Below are 21,443 nucleotides of genomic sequence, written 5' to 3'. Positions count from 1 at the left end.
CGGGGCACCGGGCCTTTCAGCCGACGAGCGCCAGGGCCGCCGCCACCGTCTCGTGCAGGGTGGCGAGGACCGGTACGCCGTGCCGTCGGGCGACGTGGATGAGGTAGCGGTTGCGCTCCGGGTTCGGGCAGTCCGGCGGGCAGCCGAGCACCGCCTTGCCGGTGCCGACGTCCAGGCCGAACTCGACGTTCGTGGTGAAGCCCGGCATGTGGGCCAGGTCCCGGGGGATCCAGAAGAGGATCGCGTCGGCGCCCGCCCTGGCGTCGGTCTCCCAGTCGACCTGGTCGTCGTAGTCGGCGGCGCGGAAGCCGTCGGGGGACTCCGGGATCAGGACCGTCAGCGGCTGCTTCCCGGTCCACTGCCGGGCCAGGGCGTCGACGGCGGCGGGGCGCCAGGACGGGACCCCGTCGCTACGGGGAGTGGGCCCGGCCAGGAAGACCGACGGGCCGGAGCTCGGGGCGGGCAGGGGCTCGCGCGCCCACACCAGGTTGAGGTTCGGGCTCGTCATCGGCCCCCCTACGGCGCGATCGGGAGCTGGCGCTTGTGCTCCGTGAGGCGGTAGCGGCGGACGATCGTGTCGAAGGCCTGCTCGGCCACCGGCTTGCCCTCCAGGAAGTCGTCGATGTCGTCGTAGGTGACGCCGAGCGCGTCCTCGTCGGCCTTGCCCGGGTCCAGGGTCTCAAGGTCCGCCGTCGGGGTCTTCCAGACCAGCTCGGCGGGGGCGCCCAGGGTGTCGGCGACGGCCCGCACCCGGCGCTTGGTCAGGCCGGTCAGCGGGACCAGGTCGGCCGCGCCGTCGCCGAACTTGGTGAAGAAGCCGGAGACCGCCTCGGCCGCGTGGTCGGTGCCGACGACCAGGCCGTCCTGCGCGCCGGCCACCGCGTACTGGGCGATCATGCGCTGGCGGGCCTTGATGTTGCCCTGCACGAAGTCCTGGTGGTGGGCGTCCCGGAAGACGGTGCCGCCGGCCAGCGCGGCGTCCAGCGCGGCGTCGCTCGCGGGCCTGACGTCGACGGTCAGCACGCGGTCGGCGTTGATGAAGCCGAGGGCGAGCTGGGCGTCCTTCTCGTCGGCCTGGACGCCGTAGGGCAGCCGCATGGCGTAGAAGGTCGCGTCGTGGCCGGCCGCGCGGGCGCGCTCCACGGCGAGCTGGCAGAGCCGGCCGGCGGTGGTCGAGTCCACGCCGCCGCTGATCCCGAGCACCAGGGAGCGCAGGCCGGTGGAGGTGAGCCGCTCGGTGAGGAAGGCCACCCGGCGCTCGATCTCCCGCTGCGCGTCGAAGGTCTCCGACACCTGGAGTTCCCGGGCGATCTCCTGCTGCAGGGCGGTGGACGCCGGCTGGCTCACTGCTGCTCCTCGTGCTCGTTCGCGGCTCGTCGTTGGCGATCCGTCGTTCGCGGTTCATGGTCCGTGGGGCACTGCCCCGCCGACGACCCTAGTCGAAACGACCGGCGCCGAGTCCGTCAGCTCGGAAGCTCGACGGTCACCTGCGGGGCGAGCGCCCGGAGGAAGTCCGCCGCGTCGAACATCGCGCCGGCCGAGGCCAGGCCCGTCGTGCGGGTCCGCCCGGCCAGGATCCGCTGGACGGCCTCCACCACCAGGGGTGCGGTGACCGCGTAGATGTCCTGGCCGCGGGCGGTGGCGCGGCGCTCGACGCCTCCCGCGCGGACCAGGACGTCGACGACGAAGATCTGGTCGGAGCGTCCCGTGGCGTCGACCGGCTCCGGCGCCGGCGTCGCCTCCTCGGCCAGGTCGTGCGCGGCTTCGACGGTCATGTAGGTGCGGACCTCGGGGACGGCCAAGTGGCTGGGCACGGTGACGACATCGGCCATGGTGAACTCCGCGATCACCTGGCGCCGGCCCAGCGGCTCCGGGAAGAGCCAGTCCGTGTGCGAGAGCTCGTCGTCGTGGTACCGCAGCTCACCGTCCGCGAACCGGACCCGGCGGCCCGCGCGGCGCCGGTGGGACACCTCGCCCGCGGCCCGGGTGCCCGCCGTGGGGTGCCAGCTGTTCAGCCCGTACGCGACGTGCACCTCGTCGGCGGCGGTCAGGTCCCCCATCGCCGCGGTCACCAGCAGGTCGCCCAGTCCGCCGTAGAACGCCATCGCCGGCACCACGGGAGTCTGCGTCTTCCTGGCCGCCTCCGCGTAGTCGGCGAACATCGACGCGTTCGCCTCGATCTCCGCCGCCACGTCGAGGTACGGGATCCCCGCGCGCAGGGCTGCCTCGACGACCGGGCCCGCCGTCACCGCGAACGGTCCGGCGCAGTTGATGACGGCCGCCGCCCCCGCGAGGGCCCGGTCCAGTGCCGCCGGGTCGTCCACGGCGGCCGGCCGCACCACCACGTCTGCCCACTCGGCTGTCAGCGCCTCCAACCGCGCCGCGTCGCGGCCGGAGACGATGGTGGCGACACCCCGCCTGCGCAGCTCGGCGACGACGAAGCGACCCGTGTGCCCTGTTGCCCCGTAAACCACTACCGCAGCCGTCGTACTCATTGCTCTCCCCGTTCTCGGTGTTCCGATGTGTCCAGTCTCGCCTCGGACGGGACCCGGCCGTGATGGTCCGGAACGACAACACCCGTACACTTTCGGACATGCCAACTGTCGCCCTGCTGGCCGCCGGTCACCTGCTGCACTTCGAGCTGGCGGTGGCCTACGAGATCTTCGGCAATCCCCCGCGCGAGGCCGCGGAGGGCTGGTACGACGTACGGCTCTGCGGTCCCGGGCCGGTCCGGGTCGGCCCCTTCATGGTCGAGCCCGACCACGGGCTGGAGCACCTGGCCGGCGCCGACACCGTGATCGTGCCCGCGTGCGCCGACATCGACGATCCGCCGCCGCCGGAGGTGATCGACGCCGTACGTGCGGCCCACGAGGCGGGCGCGCGGGTCGCCTCCCTGTGCACCGGGGCCTTCGTGCTCGGCGCCGCGGGCCTGCTGGACGGCCGGCGGGCCACCACCCACTGGGCCCACACCGCGGAACTGAGCGCACGCCATCCGCGGGCCCTGGTCGACCCGGACGTGCTGTACACGGACAACGGCAGCGTGCTCACGGCCGCCGGCAAGGCGGCCGCCGTGGACCTCTGCCTCCACCTGGTGCACCTCGACCACGGCGCGGCCATCGCCAACTCCGTCGCGCGCCGCCTCGTCATGCCGCCGCACCGGGCCGGCGGGCAGGCGCAGTTCGTGGCCACGCCGGTGCAGGTCCGCGGGGAGCACGTACTGTCCCATCTGTTCGCCTGGGTCCAGGAGCGGCTGGACCAGCCGTTGACGGTGACCGACATGGCGCGAAGGGCCAGCACGAGCCCCCGCAATCTGGGTCGGCAGTTCCGGTCGGTGATCGGTCAGACTCCGCTCCAGTGGCTCCTGACCCAGCGCGTACGCCGCGCCCAGGAGTTGCTGGAGACCACCGACGAGAGCATCGAGGCGGTCGCGGTCGCCACGGGCATGGGAACCGCCACGACGCTTCGGCGCCAGTTCAAGCGGACCGTGGGGGTTCCGCCCGACACCTACCGGCGCTCGTTCCGCAGTGCGAATCAATCACAGTTGAGTTAATCCAATCCACGGTTGATTACTGGATGGTTCGCCGCTACCGTCTCCCCCGGAGGGCCGCCCAAGTGGCGGGGCATCCCAGCAGGGGCAGGGGTGTCGATGGGGCGCTGCGCGTTCGCCCGTGACGTGGACCGGGTCCCGTCGCAGCGGCCTTCAACCGTTCATTTCGTGGATCCGAGGGCTGCGCTCCGTGCGGGGCCCTCCTGCACCGGAGGAAGACTCATGGCGATATCCCGTGCCCGCAAGGCACTGTTCACCGGTCTCGTCGGCACCGCGACCGCGCTCACCGCGGTCACCACCCTCGGCGTCGCCTACGCCGGCCCGCAGACCGCCGGCACCGCCACCGCCGGCGAAATGCCCACCGCCATCGAGGACTTCGCCTACCCCGACGCCGCGAAGATCCAGGCCGAGCAGCAGATCATCCTCAAGCGCGGCGACGGCCACATCACCCTCACCACCTGCGAGGGCACCCCCGACATCACCGTCAAGTCCCGCACCGGCCAGAAGCTCTACTGCTTCGACGTCAACGCCCCCAAGGGCTACGTGACCCTGGAGCTCCCCGACGCCTTCGGCATCTGGACCGAAGCCTTCCCCGTCAAGGCCACCATCACCGCCGACGGCACCAACAAGACCGTCATCGACGCCCCCGCCAACGACTACAAGCCCTTCGGCGAAGCAGGCGACACCGGCGAGCGCTCCATCCTCCTCGAACTCCGCGTCGGCTGACCACCTGGCCGACCACCTGGTTGACCACCGGGTTGACCAGGTGGACGACCGCCGGCTCCACGCAGCCCCGTCGCATCGCTGCGCCGTCGCGCACCGAACCTGCTCGTAAGGAAACTCCCCATGTCTGCTCCCCGTCCGCGCACCGCGCGCGCGACCGGTCTGCTGGTCGCGTCCACCGCGGTCGCCGCCGGCCTCATCTCCTCCGGCACCGCCCAGGCCCTGAACGGCCCCGAGGCGCCGGCCGGCCAGCACCCGTACGTCGCGAAGCTGAACCTCGGCGACGAGGCGAACTCCCGCGCCTGCACCGCGACGCTCGTCGACGCGCGCTGGGTGCTGACCGCCGCCTCCTGCCTGGCCGCCAAGCCCGGCGACCCGGTGGCTGCCGGAAAGCCGACCCTGCAGGCCACCGCCACCTTCACCGGCGGGCAGACCCGTGACATCGTCGAGGTCTCGGCCAGTGCCGCCGACCGCGACCTGGTTTTGGCCCGGCTGTCCGCCGCCGTCACCGATGTGACCCCCGTCAAGCGCGCGGCCGGCGCTCCGGCCGCCGGTACGGACGTGGCCTCGGCCGGGTTCGGGCGTACGAAGACCGAGTGGGTTCCCGGCAAGCTGCACACCGGCACCTTCACCACCAACACCACCGACGCCGCGACCCTCGCCATCACCGGCAAGGGCACCGACGTCCTGTGCAAGGGCGACACCGGCGGCCCGCTCCTCAACGCCGCCGGCGAGCTCGTCGGCATCAACAGCCGGTCCTGGCAGGGCGGCTGCCTCGGCACCGACCCGGCCGAGACCCGCACCAGCGGCGTCGCCGCCCGCACCGACAACGTCGGCCAGTGGATCGACCAGGCCGTCGCGCCCCGCAACGGCAGCCAGGTCTCCCTGCTCGCCGGTGGCGGCGGCACCATGTGGTCGCAGTTCGGAGACCTCGGCTACGGCGAGTACGGCACGTCGTGGGGCAAGGTCGACGGCAAGGACGTCTCGCGGGTCAGCACGGTCCGCCACGGTGACATGGTGCGCGCCTACGCCATCGCGGGCGGCCGCGTCTACGCCGAGGACCTCGACCTCGCGAGCGGCAAGTGGTCCGGCTGGGGCGAGGTGCCGGGCGGTGGGGCCGGGGCCAAGGACATCTCCGCCTCGCTCGTCGGCAACGTCGTCCACGTGCTGATCGTCGGCTCCGAAGGCAACCTGTACTCCCAGGTCGCCGACTACAAGGCCGGCCGCTGGAACAACACCTGGACCGCCGTCGGCGCGACCAACCTCACCCACGTCACCAGCGCGGCCGCCGGCACCACCGTGCGCGTCCAGGCCATCGGGGGCGGCGGCAAGGTCTACGGCCGTGACTTCGACACCCGCAACGGCAGTTGGAGCGCCTGGGGCGAGGTCCCCGGCGGCGCCGGCGGCGCGACGGACATCTCCTCCAGCGTCATCGGCAACAACGTCCACGTGCAGATCATCGGCTCCGAGGGTGCCGTCTGGTCGCAGTACGGCAACTACGACGCGGGCCGCTGGAACGAGGCCTGGTCCAAGTCCGGCGGCAGCGCCCTGACCCGCATCACCACCGTCGCCTCCGGCGACAGCGTCGAGCTCTACGCCGTCGGCGCCGGCGGCAAGGTCAGCAACGCCACCATGAACGCCGTCGACGGCACCTGGAGCGCGTTCAATGAGCTCCGTGGCAGCCTCTCCGGCGCCACCGACGTGGCCGCCGCCGTCTCGGTCGCCCCGGCGAAGGTGACGCTGGGCGCAGGCGCGGGCAGCACGATGTTCTCCCAGAGCGGCAGCCTGGCCACCGGTGCCTTCGGCGCCCAGTGGAACAACATCGGCGGCGCCCCCGTGACGGCGCTCGCCAGCGTCGACCACGGCAGCATCATCCGCTACGTCGGCGTCGCCGGCGGCAAGGTCTACGACCGCGAGTACGACCCGCGGACCAACACCTGGGCCAACTGGTACGAGATCCCCGGTGGCGCGGGCGGCGTCAAGGACGTCTCCGCATCGATGGTCAACAACGTCCTGCACGTCCAGATCATCGGCTCGGAGGGCGCCCTCTACACGCAGACCGGCGACTACAACGCCGGCCGCTGGAACACCACCTGGACGCCCGTCGCCGGAGTCACCGGTCTGACCAACATCACGAGCCTCAAGGCGGACCCGTACGTCCGCCTCGTCGGCATCGCCGACGGCAAGGTCTACGGCCGTGACCTCGACACCCGCACGGGCACCTGGTCCGTGTGGGGCGAGATCCCCGGCGCCATCACCGGCGCCAAGGACATCGCCTCCGCCCGCGTCGGCCACACCGTGCAGGTCCAGGTCATCGGCTCCGACGGCGCCCTGTACAACCAGAGCGCCGACTACTTCATCGGGATGTGGAAGCCGTCCTGGACGAAGATCGGCGGCACCGGCCTGACCCGCATCGCCAGCACCCCCGCCGCGAACAACGTCCACGTCTACGGCACCGGCGCCGACGGCAAGGTCCGCAACACCACCTTCGACACCGTCGTGGGCAACTGGACCAACTGGCGCGAGATCCCCGGCACCCTCACGGGCGCCACCGACCTCACCGCAATCGCCAAGTAAGATCCAGCGCATCCGGCCCCGCCCGGCCTCAGGACCAGCGTCCCGAGGCCGGGCGGGGCCCACGCCGCATCAGCGGCACCCGCACCGCCCGTCGCAAAGGAACCCCGCGTGATACCCCGCGCCCGGAACACCCTCATAGCCCTCGCCTCCGTGGTCGGCCTCGCCGGCCTCGGAGCCTCGGCCCTCGCCGTGACCCAGCCCGCCGGTGCCGCCACCGCCGGCACGGATGGGATTCCGTACGCGGTCGAGGACTTCCCGAACACCCTGCAGGTCATGTCCTGGAACATGTGCGGGCCGCAGCGCTCGACCTACAACTGCGGTGGCACGGGCACCCCCGCGGAGAAGACCGACGTGGTCACCTCCCAGGTGGCCGTGAACCGCGTCGAAGCCGTCCTCCTCCAGGAGGTCTGCGAGGACGACCTCACCCTGCTCATGGGCAAGCTCGGACCGGGCTGGAGCAGTACGTTCCAGACGTACCAGTGGCTGTTCAACGACGGCACCAAGAAGAACAGCCGCTGCGGCGAGGACACCGGGCGCGCCGACCGGCTCGGTACCGCCATCGTCGCCAAGGGCCAGATGAACGACGCCCGCCAGTACCCGACCACCCAGCCCACGGCGGGGCAGCAGACGCCCTTCCACTGCGCCACCGCGGCGAAGTGGGACGTACGGTTGTGCACGGTCCACGCGACCCGCGTCGGCGCGAACCCCAACGACCCCACGGCGGACTCCCGCGGGCAGCAGTTCGCCGAGATCAAGGCGATCGTCGACACCTTCCCCCGCACCGTGTTCGGCGGAGACTTCAACTCCCGCTCCCCCGACGACCCCAAGAACACCGCGCCCGCCGTGTGGCCGGCAGGCCTGTACTCCTCCGGACCCGGCACCCCCGGCTACCTGGAGTGCGACCAGAACGGCACCTCGCGCACCGGGCGCCCCACGTACGGCACCGAAGCCAAGATCGACTACATCTTCAGCAACCAGGCCCGGAACTGGTGCACCGTCACCCCCACCGACAAGTCCGACCACCGGATCCTGATCGAAAGCGTGACCGTCGGCGGCTGACCCGCCCGACGGCCCGTACGGGGCCACCGGTGTGAGCAGGGGGGAGGGAGGCGAGGCGCGTGCCCGGCCGCCCTCCCCGCCTACGTCTCCAGGCGGGCCTTGATGAGGTACTCCGCCTCCTCGGAGAGCCGCTGCCTCCGCTCGTCCCCGTCGTGGACGTGCCGGAGCTCCCCGCGCAGCGCGAGCTCGGTGCGCAGCACCGTCCCCCTGGGCACCGGTACGCGCTGGCCGGGCCGCTCGGTGTACGGCCGGAGCTCGGCGGCGAGGGCGTGGGCGTCGTCGGAGGAACCGCGCCTGAGGGAGAGGAACACCCGGGCGAGCCAGTCGGCCGGGATCTGCACCATGAGATCAGTCATGCAGAGGGCAACGACCCACCCCGCCTCCACGTGACGGCGAACAACCCACACGGCCGTGCATCCGCCCCCGACGGCCGCGCACCGGGGCTCAGGCTCTGGGACGCTCGGTGAGCAGCGTCGCGAGGCGGTCCAGGAATGCGGTGAGCCAGTCCAGTCGCGGTCCGCTGCGGGCAACGCGGAATCCGTGGTGGCGACCCCAGAACGCGGCCTGGACCGCGTGGAGCTGGGCCCATCGCCGGGTGCGCTCGCGGTCGATTTCCGCGGCGTCGACGAAGACGTCCAGGATGCGGTCCACGGCCTTGCGCAGGTCCGGCGCTTCGAGGAGCGTCAGGGCGCGTGACTTGAGCAGTGTGCCGCCGTCGTAGGCGGGGTCCCCCGCATACCCCTTGGGGTCGACCGCGAGCCACGGCTCGCGGTCGGCGCGCAGGATGTTCCTCGCGTGGAGGTCGCCGTGGACGAGGGTGTCCGGCTGGACGTGGGCCAGTTCGCGGATGGTGGCCACCGCTGCGTCCACCGCGTAGGGCGACAGAGCGTGCGTCAACTCCACGGCGTCCTTGCGCAGTTGCTCCTCCCAGGCGTCGGCCCGGTCCCGCAGCCGGGGCAGGCCCGGCGGGGCGGGGACGGCCAGTCGGTGACTGATCCGGCCCGCGACCGCCGCGAGTTCGTCGCCGTCCCCGACCTCGGCCAGGGTCGAGGTCCGGACCCGCTCCAGCAGCATCGCGAACCGCTCGTCGTCACGCTCGTGCAGCAGGACGGCTCCGCGCCCGCCCCACGCCGCGAACGCGTCCGGCTCGTGGACGTTGCCGGGGTGCGGGAAGGAGACCTTCAGTACCGCGGCCCCCTCGGCCCGCCACCGCACCGGGACGATGATCCCGACGCCTCCGTGCATGACGTCGCCGTCCGGCACGCAGTCCCAGCGCTCCAGCAACTCATCCACGACCCCGGGCAGTTCGGCGATCCACGCCGCTCCGGGGTCTCCTTCGCGCTCGATGGTGCTCCGCGAGAAGGCTTCTGGTGTCGCGATCATCCCGGCACCCTACGCGCCGAGCGGTGGCGGCTGCTCAGAACCTGCCGAGGGCCACGAAGAGGCAGACGGCCAGGAGGAGCATGTTGGCTCCGAAGACCTGCTTGTACTCCCGCAGGCTCCAGTGCGCGGCGGCCGCGCCGATCATGACCACGACGAGGCCGACCGCGGCCAGCGGGGTGAGGACCGGGGCGATTCCGGTCATTCGGGGAGCGATGAGCCCGATCGCGGCCGCGATCTCCAGTGCCGCGACCGTTCGGATCACCGGCAGGGGGAAGGGCGCGACGCCGGTCTGGCCCGTCGCGATCATCTTCTGCTTCGTCTGGGTCGACTTCAGGATTCCCGAGCCCAGGAAGACGGCCGCCAGCAGACCCTGCGCGAGCCACAGTGCGATGTTCATGGTCCCACTCCGATGCGTACGTGAATCAGTTGATCAGGTGATCGGTTACTGAGGCGTTCAGGTGCTCACGTGCCGGTGGACCGCAGGAGCCCTTCGGCGAGGTCCACGAAGGCGGCCACCAGGCGGTCCTCGCCGAGGCCGCCGGGATGGGTGGCGAACACGTCCCGCAACAGCCAGAAGTGCGAGACGGACCCCACGAGGACCACGGCGAGCGCCTCCCAGTCCCGGTCCCCGACCCCGACGGCCTCGGCCCCGGCCTCGACCTCGGCCTCGGCCTGCATCCGGAGCCACTGCGCCACCGCGGCGTGGATGCGGCGCATCTCACCCTCGCGCACCTCTTCCAGCAGCGCGGGAAAGGCCGCGAGATCCCGTACCACGATCCGGTTGAGGTCCCGCTCCGCATCCAGGCGGCGCAGTCCGGCGCGGGCCAGCGTCGCGAGGCGCTCACGCAGGGGCAGCGCGGCCACGGCCTGCATGTCGCCGAGGAGCTGGAGCAGCCCGCCGTTCTCGGCGATCTTCGAGCGCACGCCCTCGGCCAGCAGTTCCTCCTTGGAGCGGAAGTGCCGGTAGAGGGCTCCGGAGCCCGGAGAGAGCCCGGCCGCGCGTTCGATCTCGGCGATCGTCGTCTTGGGATAGCCCTGCTCGCCGAAGAGTCGCATGGCCTCGGCCACGATGCGCGTACGGCTGTCCATCCCTCGCTCCATTCCGCAAGTAAGTACTTACTTATCACTCTAGCCGAGGCGGCCCCGCACGCAAAGAGCAGGGCGCCGACGGGAAGTCCGTCGACGCCCTGCGCCAGGTTCAGGCAGCCGCGTCAGGCACCGACGTACGCCGCGAGGTGCTCGCCGGTGAGCGTGGAGCGGTCGGCCACGAGCTCGGCGGGCGTGCCCTCGAACACGATCCGGCCGCCGTCGTGGCCGGCGCCGGGGCCGAGGTCGACGATCCAGTCGGCATGCGCCATGACGGCTTGGTGGTGCTCGACGACGATGACCGACTTGCCGGAGTCCACGAGCTGGTCCAGCAGGCCGAGCAACTGCTCTACGTCGGCGAGGTGCAGGCCGTTGGTCGGCTCGTCGAGGACGTAGACGCCGCCCTTCTCGGCCATGTGCGTGGCCAGCTTCAGGCGCTGGCGCTCACCGCCGGACAGGGTGGTGAGCGGCTGGCCGAGCGTGAGGTAGCCGAGGCCGACGTCGGAGAGCCGCCGCAGGACGCGCTGCGCGGCCGGAGTGTGCGCCTCGCCGGCGCCGAAGAACTCCTCGGCCTCGTCCACCGACATCGCGAGCACCTCGCTGATGTCGCGGCCGCCGAGGTGGTGGTCCAGTACCGAAGCGTCGAACCGCTTGCCCTCGCACTCCTCGCAGGTGGTGGCGACCCCGGCCATCATCGCCAGGTCGGTGTAGATGACACCGGCGCCGTTGCAGGTGGGGCAGGCGCCCTCGGAGTTGGAGCTGAACAGGGCCGGCTTGACCCCGTTGGCCTTCGCGAACGCCTTGCGGATCGGGTCGAGCAGACCGGTGTACGTCGCCGGGTTGCTGCGCCTGGAACCGCGGATCGGGGTCTGGTCGACCGACACCACACCCTCGCCGGGCGCCCCCGACCGGTGTGGCAGTGACCCGTGCACGAGCGAGCTCTTGCCCGAGCCCGCGACACCGGTGACGACGACGAGCACCCCGAGCGGGATGTCCACGTCGACGCCCTGGAGGTTGTGCGTCGTCGCGCCGCGGATCTCCAGCGCGCCGGTGGGCTTGCGTACCGTCTCCTTGAGGGAGGCCCGGTCGTCGAAGTGGCGGCCGGTGACGGTGTCGCCGGCCCGCAGCTCCTCGACGGTGCCTTCGAAGCAGACGGTGCCGCCCGCTTGGCCCGCGCCGGGGCCGAGGTCGACGACGTGGTCGGCGATCGCGATCGTCTCCGGCTTGTGCTCCACGACCAGCACCGTGTTGCCCTTGTCCCGCAGCCGCAGCAGCAGGCCGTTCATCCGCTGGATGTCGTGGGGGTGCAGACCCGCGGTGGGCTCGTCGAAGACGTAGGTGGTGTCGGTGAGTGCGGAGCCGAGGTGGCGGATCATCTTGACGCGCTGCGCCTCGCCGCCCGACAGCGTGCCCGACGACCGGTCGAGCGCCAGGTAGCCGAGCCCGATCTCGACGAACGAGTCGAGGGTCTGCTGCAGCGCGGAGAGCAGCGGCGCGACCGACGGCTCGTCGAGCCCGCGGACCCATTTGGCCAGGTCGCTGATCTGCATCGCGCAGGCGTCGGCGATGCTGACCCGCTTGATCTTCGAGGACCGGGCCCCCTCGCTGAGGCGGGTGCCCTCGCACTCGGGGCAGGTGGTGAAGGTGACGGCACGCTCCACGAAGGCGCGGATGTGCGGCTGCATCGCCTCCTTGTCCTTGGACAGGAAGGACTTCTGGATCTTGGGGATCAGCCCTTCGTAGGTGAGGTTCACGCCGTTGACCTTGACCTTCACCGGCTCCCCGTAGAGGAAGTCCTGCAGCTCCCTCTTGGTGTACTTGCGGATCGGCTTGTCCGGGTCGACGAAGCCCGACTGGGCGTAGACCTGCACGGTCCATTGGCTGTCGGACTTCCAGCCGGGGATGGTGAAGGCGCCCTCGGCGAGCGACTTGGTGTCGTCGTAGAGCTGGGTGAGGTCGATGTCGGAGACCGCGCCCCGGCCCTCGCAGCGCGTGCACATGCCGCCGGTGCGGTTGAAGGTCGCCTTCACCGTCTTCCTGGCGCCGCGCTCGACGGTGATCGCGCCACTGGCCCGGACGGAGGGGACGTTGAAGGCGTACGCACCGGGCGGGCCGATGTGCGGTGTGCCGAGCCGGCTGAAGAGGATGCGCAGCATCGCGTTCGCGTCGGTGGCGGTGCCGACCGTGGAGCGGGGGTCGGCGCCCATCCGCTGCTGGTCGACGACGATCGCGGTCGTCAGCCCTTCCAGTACGTCGACCTCGGGACGCGCAAGCGTCGGCATGAAGCCCTGTACGAAGGCGCTGTACGTCTCGTTGATCAGCCGCTGGGACTCCGCGGCGATCGTGTCGAAGACCAGCGAGCTCTTGCCCGAGCCGGAGACGCCGGTGAACACCGTCAGCCGGCGCTTCGGGATCTCGATGCTGACGTCCTTGAGGTTGTTCACGCGCGCCCCGTGCACGCGGATCAGGCCGTGGCTGTCGGCGGTGTGCGGCGCGGGCGGCTGCGTGTCCGTCCTCTTGGCCATGCTTATCGTTTCTCCATCTGTCCGGCTGTCCGGCTTCGAGCGGTGCGTCTGGTTCTACTTCGTGGATGGCGGCCGCGGCAACGGTCCGGCGTACCGCGGCCGCCTCGCGGTCCCTACCGCTTGCGGGGCTGGTTGAAGCGCAGCATGTTGCCGGCCGGGTCGCGGAAGGCGCAGTCCCGGACGCCGTACGGCTGGTCCATCGGCTCCTGCAGCACCTCCCCGCCGGCGGCCCGGATGCGTTCGAAGGTGGCGTCGACGTCGTCGGCGGAGAAGATCACGCCGCGCAGCATGCCCTTGGCCAGGAGTTCCGCCATCGCCTGCTTGTCGGACGGCGAGGCGTTGGGGTCGGCGAGCGGCGGTTCCAGGACGATCTCCACGTCCGGCTGGTCGGGTGAGCAGACGGTCACCCAGCGCATCCCCTCGAACGCGACGTCGTTGCGGACCTCCAGGCCGAGGGTGTCGCGGTAGAAGGCGAGCGCCTTGTCGTGGTCGTCGACGGCGATGAAGCACTGCGAAAGCTTGATGTTCATGCCTCCGACGCTACGAGGCGGCGGCGGGTTCTGCTTCTCAGATCCTGACCGGTCGCGTAAAAATCTTGGCCACGCATGCAGGGATCTCGGCGCCGGTCTCGTGGCGGCGGGCCCGGTAGGCGCTGGGGGTCTCGCCGACGAGCTCGGTGAAGCGCGAGCTGAAGGACCCCAGCGAGGTGCAGCCCACCGCGAAGCAGACCTCGGTCACGCTCATGTCGCCCCGCCGCAGCAGCGCCTTCGCCCGCTCGACACGGCGGGTCATCAGGTAGCTGTACGGCGTCTCCCCGAAGGCGGCGCGGAAGCTGCGGGAGAAGTGCCCCGGCGCCATGAGGGCGACCTTCGCCAGCGCGGGAACGTCCAGCGGATCCGCGTAGTCGCGGTCCATCGCGTCCCGGGCGCGGCGCAGCAGTACCAGGTCCTCCAAGGTCATGTACCCCAGCATCCCACGTGGGCGGAAGCACGGGTTAACGTGTCCCTTCTTTCTAGGGGGAACAGCGATGTCGCACAACACGGGGTGGGGACAGCACCCGGGACAGCCCATGCCGCAGTGGGGAGGCGCCTGGATGCCGCCGCCCGCGCCGAAGCCGGGCGTCATACCCCTGCGGCCGCTCAAGGTCGGAGAGGTGCTCACGGGCGGCCTGTCGACCTTCCGCCAGTACTGGAAGCCCCTGGTCGGCATCACGCTCACGGTCCAGGGCGTCGGGCTCCTGCTCGTGGCGGCCGCGGCCGGCATCGCCGTGGCGACCCAGCGGAGCCGGTTCCCCCTCGTCTTCGATCTCGCACCGGGTGAGCGTGCCGAAGGCGCGGACGTCGCGGCCCTGCTCCTGGCCTTCGTGCCGGCCGGTGTGCTCCTGCTGCTCACGATGACGCTGGGCGCGGCGGTGATCAGCACCCTGTGTCCCGCGGTGGTGCAGGAGGCCGTGGTCGGCCGCCCCACGACTGCCGGTGCGATGTGGCGCCGCTGCCGGACCAGGCTGCCGTCGGTGCTCGCCACCGTGCTGCTCGCCGGGCTGATCGCGGGCGGGCCCATGCTCCTGCTCTACGCGGTCTGCCTCCCGCTGATCATCTCGTCCGTGGGCGACGCTTCCGGTCCGCCGGCCGCCGTGTTCGTGCTGCTCCTGGGCACGTTCGTCTGCGTGCCCCTCTCGGTCTGGCTCGCGACGAGGTTCAGCCTCGCGCCGGCCGCGGCGGTCTGCGAGGGGATCGGCCCGGTCGCGGCGCTGCGGCGCTCCGCGCGGTTGGTGGACGGCGGCTGGTGGCGCGTGTTCGGCATCACGATGCTGTCGCACGGCGTGGCGATGGCCATTGCCTACGCCGTCCAGATGCCGTTCACGTTCGTCGGCATGACCGTGCTCTTCCCCACCCTGATGGAGGCGGGCGAGACCGGCGCGGACCCGGACCCGGGCACGCTGGCCCTCGGGTTCGTCGTGTACGCGATCTGCCTGCTGATCGGCGCCGCCGTCAGCGGGCCGTTCCAGTACGGCTACCCGCAACTGGTCATCGCCCTGCTCTATGTCGACCAGCGCATGCGCAAGGAGAACCTCGCGGAGTCCCTGCTCGCCTCCGTCACCCCGACCCCGGCCCCGGCGCCTGACCGGCGGTAAGACCGACGCACCTGGGACACCACCGGCGCGGTCAACCTGCAGGGCACCAGCGGGACCCTGGGTGCCATCTCCGTCGCGGGCACCATCTAATCTCAACTGCGTTCACCGGCCGCCGCCCTGCCCCCGGACGGGTGTTTCCTTCTCTACTGCTAGGGGTGGGTTTGTGAGGGTGGGGTTTGTGAAGGCGCAGAGAAGGACGTATGCGTCGGTGAGTGCCTGGATGGCAGCCGTACTCGTGCTCGTGGCGGGCCTGTTCGCGGGTGCGGCCGGTCCGGCCGCCGCCGCGGTGGGGGCCGCCGCTGCCGGGAAGCCGGTCAGCCTGATCTCGTACAACGTGTGCGGTGCGTGGACGTGCCAGAGCTCCCTGGCTGACGAGGACGCGTGGGCGGACCAGGCGCTGCAGAAGGTGCCCGACTTGGGTGCCACCGATGTGATCATGCTCCAGGAGCTGTGCGCCGGCCAGTACGACGTGCTGATGCAGAGGCTGGGCGCGGGGTACTCGGGGTATTTCGCGGCTCAGAAGAGCCACCCCGGCTGTGATAAGTGGAGCACCGCGGCCACACCGACCACCGATTCGACCCGGATCGGACAGGCCGTCATCCTGCGGACCGGCGCGGGCGTCGTCGGATCGTCCGTCGAGGTGGCGCCTACGGACCCGAACGGCCAGAAGCGGCTCGCGGTGTGCGCGAAGGGGCCGGTGGCGGGCCGCCACACCCTTGCCTGCAGCGCCCACCTGTCCGTCGATACCGCCAACGGCGACATGCACGAACTGCTGGGTCACATCGAGGCGAACGCGGGCGGCGCTTCCGTGGTCCTCGGCGGCGATTTCAACGTCGTGCCGACCAAGTTGGGGGTGTCCGTCGCCGCGGGTACGCCCGCGAGCGGCCCGCTCGTCGAAGCGGACGCCGGGGTCAACACCCCGACGGCGGCGTGGAGCGCCGGCAGCAGCCAGTACACGGCGAAGCTGGACTACGCCTTCTTCAGCTCGGAGGACTTCGGGTCCACCTCCGCCTCCGTCCAGGACGTACAGCTCGCCGGTGTGAAGGACCACGCCCTGCTGCGCGCGAAGGCGCTCACCCGCGCCCCGGTCGACGGCGACCTCACCGGAGACCTCCGCCCCGACCTGCTCGCCGTACGCAAGGACGGGACGCTGCGCCTCTACCCCGGTCAGGGCAACGGCAGCTTCGACTCCCCCCGCCTGATCGGCAACGGCGGCTGGCTGGGCTCCGTGGTCAGCCACCGCGGCGACTGGACCGGGGACGGACGCGAGGACGTGGTGGCGCGGATCGGCGACAACCTGTGGGTCTACCCCAACGTCGGCGGCGGAGCCCTCGGCGAGCGGGTCGCGATCCCCAACCGGGAGAGCGGCTGGACGGGCACCGCCCCGCGCGCCGCGGGAGACCTCGACGGCGACGGCCAGTCGGACCTGATCGTCAGGAACGCCAGCGGCAGCGCACTGTGGCTGCACCGGGGCGGCACACCGGCGACCGGGCCCTCGCTGCCCCGCGCGGCCCTCTCCGTCGGAGGCAACACCAACTGGGCGGACTACGACCTGCTCACCCCGGGGGACGTCACCGAGGACCCGGCCGAGAGCGGTGACGAGGACATGGCCGACCTGTGGGCGCGCGACCGGACCACGGGCGAGCTCAAGCAGTTCCGCTCCAAGGGGGCGGCCGGCCTCGCCGCGCCCCAGGTGATCGGCGGCGACACCTGGACCGCCGTACAGCGGCCCCTGGTCGTCGCCCTCGGCGACGGCAACGACGACGGCCGCGCCGACCTGTGGGTGACGACGAAGTACGACGCCACGACCGAAACGGGCGCCGACCTGTGGCTACGCCCGGGCACCACGGCGGGGGCCTTCGGGTCCCCCGTCCGGGTCGGCGAAGGCGGCTGGGGCTACATGGAATCCCTCGCCTGAGCGGTCTCGTCCAACGGCCAACCACCGTCCAGGCACTGCGCTCTGACGGTCATGCCGAAGAGCGGCTCCGTCGCGGCACGGCAGTTGCGCTGCCTTAAGGCACGGATCAGGGGCCGTTCGCTACTGCCGGACGGCCCCCGGCCCTCAGGACCAGCTCTGGTACTGGGTGTCGTTGCACGCCCAGGTACGGAAGCCCAGGGAGCTGTCGTCGATGCAGCGCTGGGTGTGCTGGTTCTGGAAGCGGACGGTGCCGTCCCCCCAGACCTTGATCCACCAGCTCTGCTCCGGGCTGGAGTTGCAGACCGCGGTACGGAAGCCGCTGTCGGTGTCCTCGATGCAACGTCCGGTGTTGTTGTTCCGCAGCTGGCGCGTGCCGTCGCCCCAGACGTGCACGGTCCACTGCTGCGGGTTGCTTCCGTTGCAGCTCCAGGTCCGGAACCCGTTGCTGGTGTCGTCCATGCACCGGCCCGTGGCCTGATTCCGGAAGGACTGGACGGCATCGTCCGCCCTGGCCGGCGCCCCGGAGGCGGCGAAGGCGCCGCTCGCCGGTACGAGGGAGGCGAAGACCATGGCTCCGCCGAGCAGAACCGTTCCCATGCCGCGCATACGCTCTGTCCTTGTCCTGGCGAGTGAGGTGACGGCCCGCACACTATGCACGGCCGCCCCGTCCCGGCATCCGGAACGATCCGGAGTGACAGCACCCCGCTGAGTAGGCTTCCGCCCATGTCACAACCCATACAACTCGTCATTCTGATCAGCACTCTTCCGGGCCGCGGCAAGGAGCAGATCGCGGCGTTCGAGCAGCTCGCGCCGATCGTGCGGGCCGAAGCCGGATGTCTGCAGTACGACATGCACCAGGTGAGCGGGGAGCCCGACCGCTTCGTTCTCATCGAGCGGTGGTCGTCGCAGGAGGCGCTCGCCGCGCATGACGTCACCCCGCACATGGTCGAGGCCGACGCGGCCGGCCCGGCCTTCCGCGCGGGGCCCGCGGAGGTCATCCGCCTCGTCGCCGAACCCCTGGCCTGACGGACGTCCGCTCGTCCACCCGTGGCTCAGCGGCACGTGGGGGGGGTGATCGTTCGTCATCCCCTCGGTGCGTCGGCTCGCGCGGGGGCGGGTGATCGCTCAGGGTGATCACCGGATAACCGCCCCCGCCCTGCCCGTCCCGCCCCGGAGGACCCGTATGCCGTTCACCCGTCGGACCGTCGTACGAGCCGGGGTCTGCACCGCGGCCGCGCTCGTCGTCGGTACGCCCGCAGCCGTATCCGCCGCAGCGGCCCCCGAGCCCGCGCCGGAGCCCCGTCGGGCGGGGGCGGAGCTGCCGCTGCGGACCGACACCACCACGCAGGGCGACATCCTCGCGGGCTTCCGCAAGGACCACGCCTGCCTGCTCTTCGTGCACTTCCACGACACGAAGAAGGCGCGCCACTGGCTCGGTCGGCTCGTGCCCACGCTCTCCACGACCGATCAGGTCACCCGCTTCAACGCCGATTTCAGCGCGGCACGCAACCTCCGCAAGGGCGTCGACCCTACGACGATGTCGAGCCTGTGGACCGGCCTCAGCCTCACCCACGCCGGCCTGGGCTTCCTCGCCCAGCGGGACCCCTTCCCCGCCGTCCCGCCCGGCAGCACCGCGGAGGCCTTCCGCGACGGCCCCGCGGCCCGCTCGGAACTCCTCGGCGACACCGGCCCCAGCGCCCCCGACTCCTGGCTGTTCGGAGCGGACCCGGACGGGGTCCACGCCGTCCTCACGCTCGCCGCCGACGACACCGGGCGTCTGACGAAGGCCATCGACCAGCAGCTCGCGTCCCTCGACCGCGCCGGTGGCGAGGTGCTCTTCCGGCAGAACGGCGCGACCCTCCCCGGCGCGCTGCGCGGGCACGAGCACTTCGGCTTCCTCGACGCCATCAGCCAGCCGGGCGTACGCGGCTTCGACCGGCCCGACGCCGAGACCGGTACGACCGTGCACGGCAAGCCCGGGACCCGCCTGGTGCCCGCCGGTGAGTTCCTCGTCGGGCACGAGCGGGTCGGCCGGCGGCCCGCCGGGCTGCCCGTCTGGGCCACCGGCGGCTCCTTCCACGTGGTGCGGCGCCTGGGACAGGACGTCGCCGGATGGTGGAAGCAGGTCGACGAGTGCCTGGCCGAGCTGAAGAAGTCGGGCGCCGCCCCGGCCGACGCGGGCCCCAACTGGCTTGCCGCCCGCATGGTCGGGCGCTGGCCCGGTGGCGCCCCCGTCGCCACCTGCCCGGCCGCCGAGCGGGTTCCCGTACCGGGCGAGGACATCGACGGCACCCTCGATTTCCACGACGACCTCCAGGGGTGGACCACCCCGCTCTTCTCGCACATCCGCAAGAGCAATCCGCGGGCCGGGCTGACGGTGGCGCCCGGGCGGCCGCCGCTGCCCGCCGCCGAGATCGACTCCCGCCGTGTCATCCGGCGCGGCATCCCGTTCGGCCCGGCGTACCGTCCGGGCTCCAAGCCCGCCGAGCGCGGGCTGGTCTTCGTCAGCCATCAGGCCGACCTCGTCGAGCAGTTCGAGTTCATCGCCAACCGGTGGAGCAACAACGCGGACTTCCCGCCGGCCCGCCACCCCCGCCCCGGCACCGACCCGGTCATCGGGCCCGACTCGCCCGCCGCCTTCGAGTCCCCCTCCCCCAGCGGCAGTCGGGCCACCACCCTCGCCCTCCAGCGGTTCGTGCGCACCGAGGGCGCCGTGTACGCCTTCACCCCCTCGATCCCCACCCTGCGCGCGCTGGCCGACGGCAGGCTCGACAACGCCATCGAGGTCCACCAGGGGACCGTGCTGCGCCCCGACGACACCTTGGACGCCGGAGCCGTCCGCCTCCACTTCGGTACCGACGGCGATCTGGTCCTCCAGGACGGCGAGGGCCGCCCGCTGTGGAGCGCGGGCACCTCCGGCGCCGAGGCCCACTTCTCCGGCGACGGCGAACTCACGGTCCGCCTCGCCGACGGCCGTACCTCCTGGTCCTCCAAGACCGCCGGGCACAAGGGCGCCCGACTCCTGGTCCGGCCGTCTGGCGACGCCGTGATCGTCCACGAGGGCCGCACCCTCTGGAGGGTCCCCGGCCGGCGTTCACCCGCCGACCCGGGAGAGTGACGGGCCGCGCGGCTGCTGCGGATCCGGCCTGACGGCTCGCCTCGCGACCGGGGTGGGGCGGGCCTAGGCTGGTGATGTTGCCGTGGTCCTCGTACGACAGGAGGCCATGCCGTGAAGCCGACGTGCGCTCGGCTGCGCCGGGCCTGTGTGGCCGCGGCCGCCGCAGGCCTCCTCGTCGCCCCCGCCGGCGCGGGCTGCGCGTACGGGGCGGCCGCGACAGGGCCACCGGTATCCGCCGCCCCCTCCCCCTCCTCCCCCGGGTCGGACGCCGATACGGACTTCCCGCAGCTCACCCCGGCCGTCGCCGCGAAGCTGGACGACACCGTACGCCAGGCCCTGCGCGAGGCGCAGGTGCCGGGCGTGGTCGTGGGCCTGTGGGCTCCGGGCAAGGGAAGCTACGTGAAGGCCTTCGGCGTGGCGGACAAGGCGACCGGCGCGCCCATGAGGGCCGACCTCAACATGCGCATCGGCAGCGAGACCAAGACGTTCACGGTCACCGCGCTCCTGCGCCTGGTCGACCAGGGGAAGGTCCGCCTGGACGACACCATCGGCAGGTACGTCACCGGAGTTCCGAACGGTGACCGCATCACCCTGCGCGAACTGGCGGGCATGCGCAGCGGGTTGTTCAACTACAGCGAGGACGAAGGCTTCAACAAGGCGCTCGACGAGGAGCCCAAACACCCGTTCACACCGCGGCAGTTGCTCGGCTACTCCTTCAAACACCCCGTGCAGTTCGCGCCGGGCGAGGAGTTCGAGTACTCCAACACCAACCTGATCCTGATCGGTCTGGTGCTGGAGAAGGTCACCGGCCGGCCGCTCCACGAGGTCATCCAGCGGGACGTACTGGAGCCGGCCGGGCTGCACCGCACGCTCTTCCCCACCGGGGCGGAGTTCCCCGAGCCGCACGCGCACGGCTACACCGACCAGTCGGCCTCGGGCCGGACCGTGGACGCGACCGACTGGAACCCGTCCTGGGCGTGGGCCGCGGGGGCGGTCGTCTCCGACCTCCAGGACCTGCGCAGTTGGGCGCGGACCCTGGCCACCGGCACCCTGCTGACGCCCGCGACACAGGCCGAGCGCCTGAAGACCACCCCGACGGGCATTCCCGGCGCCGGCTACGGCCTGGGCATCTTCAACGTCCAGGGCTGGATCGGCCACAACGGCTCGCTTCCGGGGTACGAGAGCCTGACCGTCTACCTGCCGCGGGAACAGGCGACCATGGTCGTCCTCCTCAACACCGACGTCCTGCACGAGGGCCAGGAGCCCAGCGCCCTCTTCGGCAGGGCGCTCACGAGCATCGTGACCCCCGGCAACGTGTACCCCGGCCACAAGCCGTCGGTTCCCAGGGGGAGTTGACGGCCCGTAGGTACGAG

19 protein-coding genes and 1 pseudogene are annotated in these 21,443 nt (G+C 71.7%); 9 read left to right on the top strand and 11 right to left on the bottom strand.

Annotated elements, in window-relative coordinates; genetic code table 11:
- Positions 1–16: 16 nt before the first annotated feature.
- The 3 genes from ACZ7GJ_RS11285 to ACZ7GJ_RS11275 all read right to left on the bottom strand — a co-directional run bounded on the left by ACZ7GJ_RS11285 (position 17) and on the right by ACZ7GJ_RS11275 (position 2,495).
- Entirely contained in the window at positions 17–508 is a 492-nt protein-coding gene (locus ACZ7GJ_RS11285) for a nucleoside 2-deoxyribosyltransferase domain-containing protein (protein WP_470750956.1), read from the bottom strand.
- Positions 509–516: 8 nt separating this feature from the next.
- Positions 517–1,347, bottom strand: coding sequence for an ammonia-dependent NAD(+) synthetase (gene nadE / locus ACZ7GJ_RS11280; protein ID WP_470750955.1), 831 nt, complete (start codon positions 1,345–1,347; stop codon positions 517–519).
- A gap of 116 nt (positions 1,348–1,463) precedes the next feature.
- Entirely contained in the window at positions 1,464–2,495 is a 1,032-nt protein-coding gene (locus ACZ7GJ_RS11275; RefSeq protein WP_470750954.1) for a saccharopine dehydrogenase family protein, read from the bottom strand.
- Between the two features lie 98 nt (positions 2,496–2,593).
- Between ACZ7GJ_RS11275 and ACZ7GJ_RS11270 the strand changes: the two genes are divergently transcribed.
- From ACZ7GJ_RS11270 to ACZ7GJ_RS11255, 4 genes are all read left to right on the top strand, one after another.
- Positions 2,594–3,550: a helix-turn-helix domain-containing protein gene (locus ACZ7GJ_RS11270; protein WP_470750953.1), complete on the top strand. Its 957-nt coding sequence runs from the start codon at positions 2,594–2,596 to the stop codon at positions 3,548–3,550.
- Between the two features lie 219 nt (positions 3,551–3,769).
- Entirely contained in the window at positions 3,770–4,273 is a 504-nt protein-coding gene (locus tag ACZ7GJ_RS11265; RefSeq protein ID WP_470750952.1) for a hypothetical protein, read from the top strand.
- A gap of 120 nt (positions 4,274–4,393) precedes the next feature.
- Positions 4,394–6,847 (top strand): trypsin-like serine protease, encoded by a 2,454-nt coding sequence (locus ACZ7GJ_RS11260; RefSeq protein ID WP_470750951.1) that lies wholly within the window; start codon positions 4,394–4,396, stop codon positions 6,845–6,847.
- Positions 6,848–6,955: 108 nt separating this feature from the next.
- Positions 6,956–7,906, top strand: coding sequence for an endonuclease/exonuclease/phosphatase family protein (locus ACZ7GJ_RS11255; RefSeq protein WP_470750949.1), 951 nt, complete (start codon positions 6,956–6,958; stop codon positions 7,904–7,906).
- Between the two features lie 80 nt (positions 7,907–7,986).
- Here the strand turns inward: ACZ7GJ_RS11255 and ACZ7GJ_RS11250 are convergent, their stop codons facing one another.
- From ACZ7GJ_RS11250 to ACZ7GJ_RS11220, 7 genes and pseudogenes are all read right to left on the bottom strand, one after another.
- The gene (locus ACZ7GJ_RS11250; protein WP_470750948.1) at positions 7,987–8,262 is read right to left on the bottom strand and encodes a hypothetical protein; all 276 of its coding nucleotides are present in this window, start codon (positions 8,260–8,262) and stop codon (positions 7,987–7,989) included.
- 88 nt (positions 8,263–8,350) lie between these two features.
- On the bottom strand, positions 8,351–9,289 hold the full coding sequence (locus ACZ7GJ_RS11245; RefSeq protein ID WP_470750947.1) for an aminoglycoside phosphotransferase family protein: 939 nt from the start codon (positions 9,287–9,289) through the stop codon (positions 8,351–8,353).
- Positions 9,290–9,323: 34 nt separating this feature from the next.
- Positions 9,324–9,686, bottom strand: a complete 363-nt coding sequence (locus ACZ7GJ_RS11240; protein WP_470750946.1) for a DoxX family protein — start codon at positions 9,684–9,686, stop codon at positions 9,324–9,326.
- 65 nt (positions 9,687–9,751) lie between these two features.
- The gene (locus ACZ7GJ_RS11235) at positions 9,752–10,378 is read right to left on the bottom strand and encodes a TetR/AcrR family transcriptional regulator (RefSeq protein WP_470750945.1); all 627 of its coding nucleotides are present in this window, start codon (positions 10,376–10,378) and stop codon (positions 9,752–9,754) included.
- 122 nt (positions 10,379–10,500) lie between these two features.
- Positions 10,501–12,906, bottom strand: a complete 2,406-nt coding sequence (locus ACZ7GJ_RS11230; RefSeq protein WP_470751062.1) for an ATP-binding cassette domain-containing protein — start codon at positions 12,904–12,906, stop codon at positions 10,501–10,503.
- Between the two features lie 107 nt (positions 12,907–13,013).
- Complete coding sequence (locus tag ACZ7GJ_RS11225; RefSeq protein ID WP_365924770.1) at positions 13,014–13,430, bottom strand: VOC family protein; 417 nt, start codon at positions 13,428–13,430, stop codon at positions 13,014–13,016.
- 43 nt (positions 13,431–13,473) lie between these two features.
- Positions 13,474–13,860: pseudogene (locus ACZ7GJ_RS11220) on the bottom strand (helix-turn-helix domain-containing protein); the annotation flags it as partial.
- A gap of 109 nt (positions 13,861–13,969) precedes the next feature.
- Here ACZ7GJ_RS11220 and ACZ7GJ_RS11215 point away from each other — a divergent pair.
- Positions 13,970–15,034: a DUF7847 domain-containing protein gene (locus ACZ7GJ_RS11215; protein WP_470750944.1), complete on the top strand. Its 1,065-nt coding sequence runs from the start codon at positions 13,970–13,972 to the stop codon at positions 15,032–15,034.
- Positions 15,035–15,254: 220 nt separating this feature from the next.
- Positions 15,255–16,952, top strand: a complete 1,698-nt coding sequence (locus ACZ7GJ_RS11210; protein WP_470750943.1) for an FG-GAP-like repeat-containing protein — start codon at positions 15,255–15,257, stop codon at positions 16,950–16,952.
- Between the two features lie 144 nt (positions 16,953–17,096).
- Here the strand turns inward: ACZ7GJ_RS11210 and ACZ7GJ_RS11205 are convergent, their stop codons facing one another.
- Positions 17,097–17,558: an RICIN domain-containing protein gene (locus ACZ7GJ_RS11205; RefSeq protein WP_470750942.1), complete on the bottom strand. Its 462-nt coding sequence runs from the start codon at positions 17,556–17,558 to the stop codon at positions 17,097–17,099.
- A 117-nt stretch (positions 17,559–17,675) separates the two neighbouring features.
- Between ACZ7GJ_RS11205 and ACZ7GJ_RS11200 the strand changes: the two genes are divergently transcribed.
- From ACZ7GJ_RS11200 to ACZ7GJ_RS11190, 3 genes are all read left to right on the top strand, one after another.
- Complete coding sequence (locus tag ACZ7GJ_RS11200) at positions 17,676–17,978, top strand: putative quinol monooxygenase (RefSeq protein ID WP_470750941.1); 303 nt, start codon at positions 17,676–17,678, stop codon at positions 17,976–17,978.
- A gap of 157 nt (positions 17,979–18,135) precedes the next feature.
- The gene (locus tag ACZ7GJ_RS11195; RefSeq protein WP_470750940.1) at positions 18,136–20,070 is read left to right on the top strand and encodes a Dyp-type peroxidase; all 1,935 of its coding nucleotides are present in this window, start codon (positions 18,136–18,138) and stop codon (positions 20,068–20,070) included.
- A gap of 111 nt (positions 20,071–20,181) precedes the next feature.
- Positions 20,182–21,426 (top strand): serine hydrolase domain-containing protein, encoded by a 1,245-nt coding sequence (locus tag ACZ7GJ_RS11190; protein WP_470750938.1) that lies wholly within the window; start codon positions 20,182–20,184, stop codon positions 21,424–21,426.
- The last annotated feature ends 17 nt before the right edge of the window (positions 21,427–21,443 follow it).

The organism is Streptomyces sp. NPDC037242 (genome assembly GCF_055604165.1).
The sequence above is the reverse complement of the archived record's forward strand: the minus strand, read 5'-3'. Positions and strand labels throughout refer to the sequence as shown.

Excerpts from the sequence above, each read along its gene's own strand:
- ACZ7GJ_RS11235 (WP_470750945.1), bottom strand. The coding sequence starts at position 10,378 with ATGGACAGCCGTACGCGCATCGTGGCCGAGGCCATGCGACTCTTCGGC.
- ACZ7GJ_RS11270 (WP_470750953.1), top strand. The coding sequence starts at position 2,594 with ATGCCAACTGTCGCCCTGCTGGCCGCCGGTCACCTGCTGCACTTCGAG.
- ACZ7GJ_RS11225 (WP_365924770.1), bottom strand. The coding sequence starts at position 13,430 with ATGAACATCAAGCTTTCGCAGTGCTTCATCGCCGTCGACGACCACGAC.
- ACZ7GJ_RS11275 (WP_470750954.1), bottom strand. The coding sequence starts at position 2,495 with ATGAGTACGACGGCTGCGGTAGTGGTTTACGGGGCAACAGGGCACACG.
- ACZ7GJ_RS11205 (WP_470750942.1), bottom strand. The coding sequence starts at position 17,558 with ATGCGCGGCATGGGAACGGTTCTGCTCGGCGGAGCCATGGTCTTCGCC.
- ACZ7GJ_RS11195 (WP_470750940.1), top strand. The coding sequence starts at position 18,136 with ATGCCGTTCACCCGTCGGACCGTCGTACGAGCCGGGGTCTGCACCGCG.
- ACZ7GJ_RS11215 (WP_470750944.1), top strand. The coding sequence starts at position 13,970 with ATGCCGCAGTGGGGAGGCGCCTGGATGCCGCCGCCCGCGCCGAAGCCG.
- ACZ7GJ_RS11285 (WP_470750956.1), bottom strand. The coding sequence starts at position 508 with ATGACGAGCCCGAACCTCAACCTGGTGTGGGCGCGCGAGCCCCTGCCC.
- ACZ7GJ_RS11210 (WP_470750943.1), top strand. The coding sequence starts at position 15,255 with ATGGCAGCCGTACTCGTGCTCGTGGCGGGCCTGTTCGCGGGTGCGGCC.
- ACZ7GJ_RS11260 (WP_470750951.1), top strand. The coding sequence starts at position 4,394 with ATGTCTGCTCCCCGTCCGCGCACCGCGCGCGCGACCGGTCTGCTGGTC.
- ACZ7GJ_RS11245 (WP_470750947.1), bottom strand. The coding sequence starts at position 9,289 with ATGATCGCGACACCAGAAGCCTTCTCGCGGAGCACCATCGAGCGCGAA.
- ACZ7GJ_RS11250 (WP_470750948.1), bottom strand. The coding sequence starts at position 8,262 with ATGACTGATCTCATGGTGCAGATCCCGGCCGACTGGCTCGCCCGGGTG.
- ACZ7GJ_RS11240 (WP_470750946.1), bottom strand. The coding sequence starts at position 9,686 with ATGAACATCGCACTGTGGCTCGCGCAGGGTCTGCTGGCGGCCGTCTTC.
- ACZ7GJ_RS11200 (WP_470750941.1), top strand. The coding sequence starts at position 17,676 with ATGTCACAACCCATACAACTCGTCATTCTGATCAGCACTCTTCCGGGC.
- ACZ7GJ_RS11265 (WP_470750952.1), top strand. The coding sequence starts at position 3,770 with ATGGCGATATCCCGTGCCCGCAAGGCACTGTTCACCGGTCTCGTCGGC.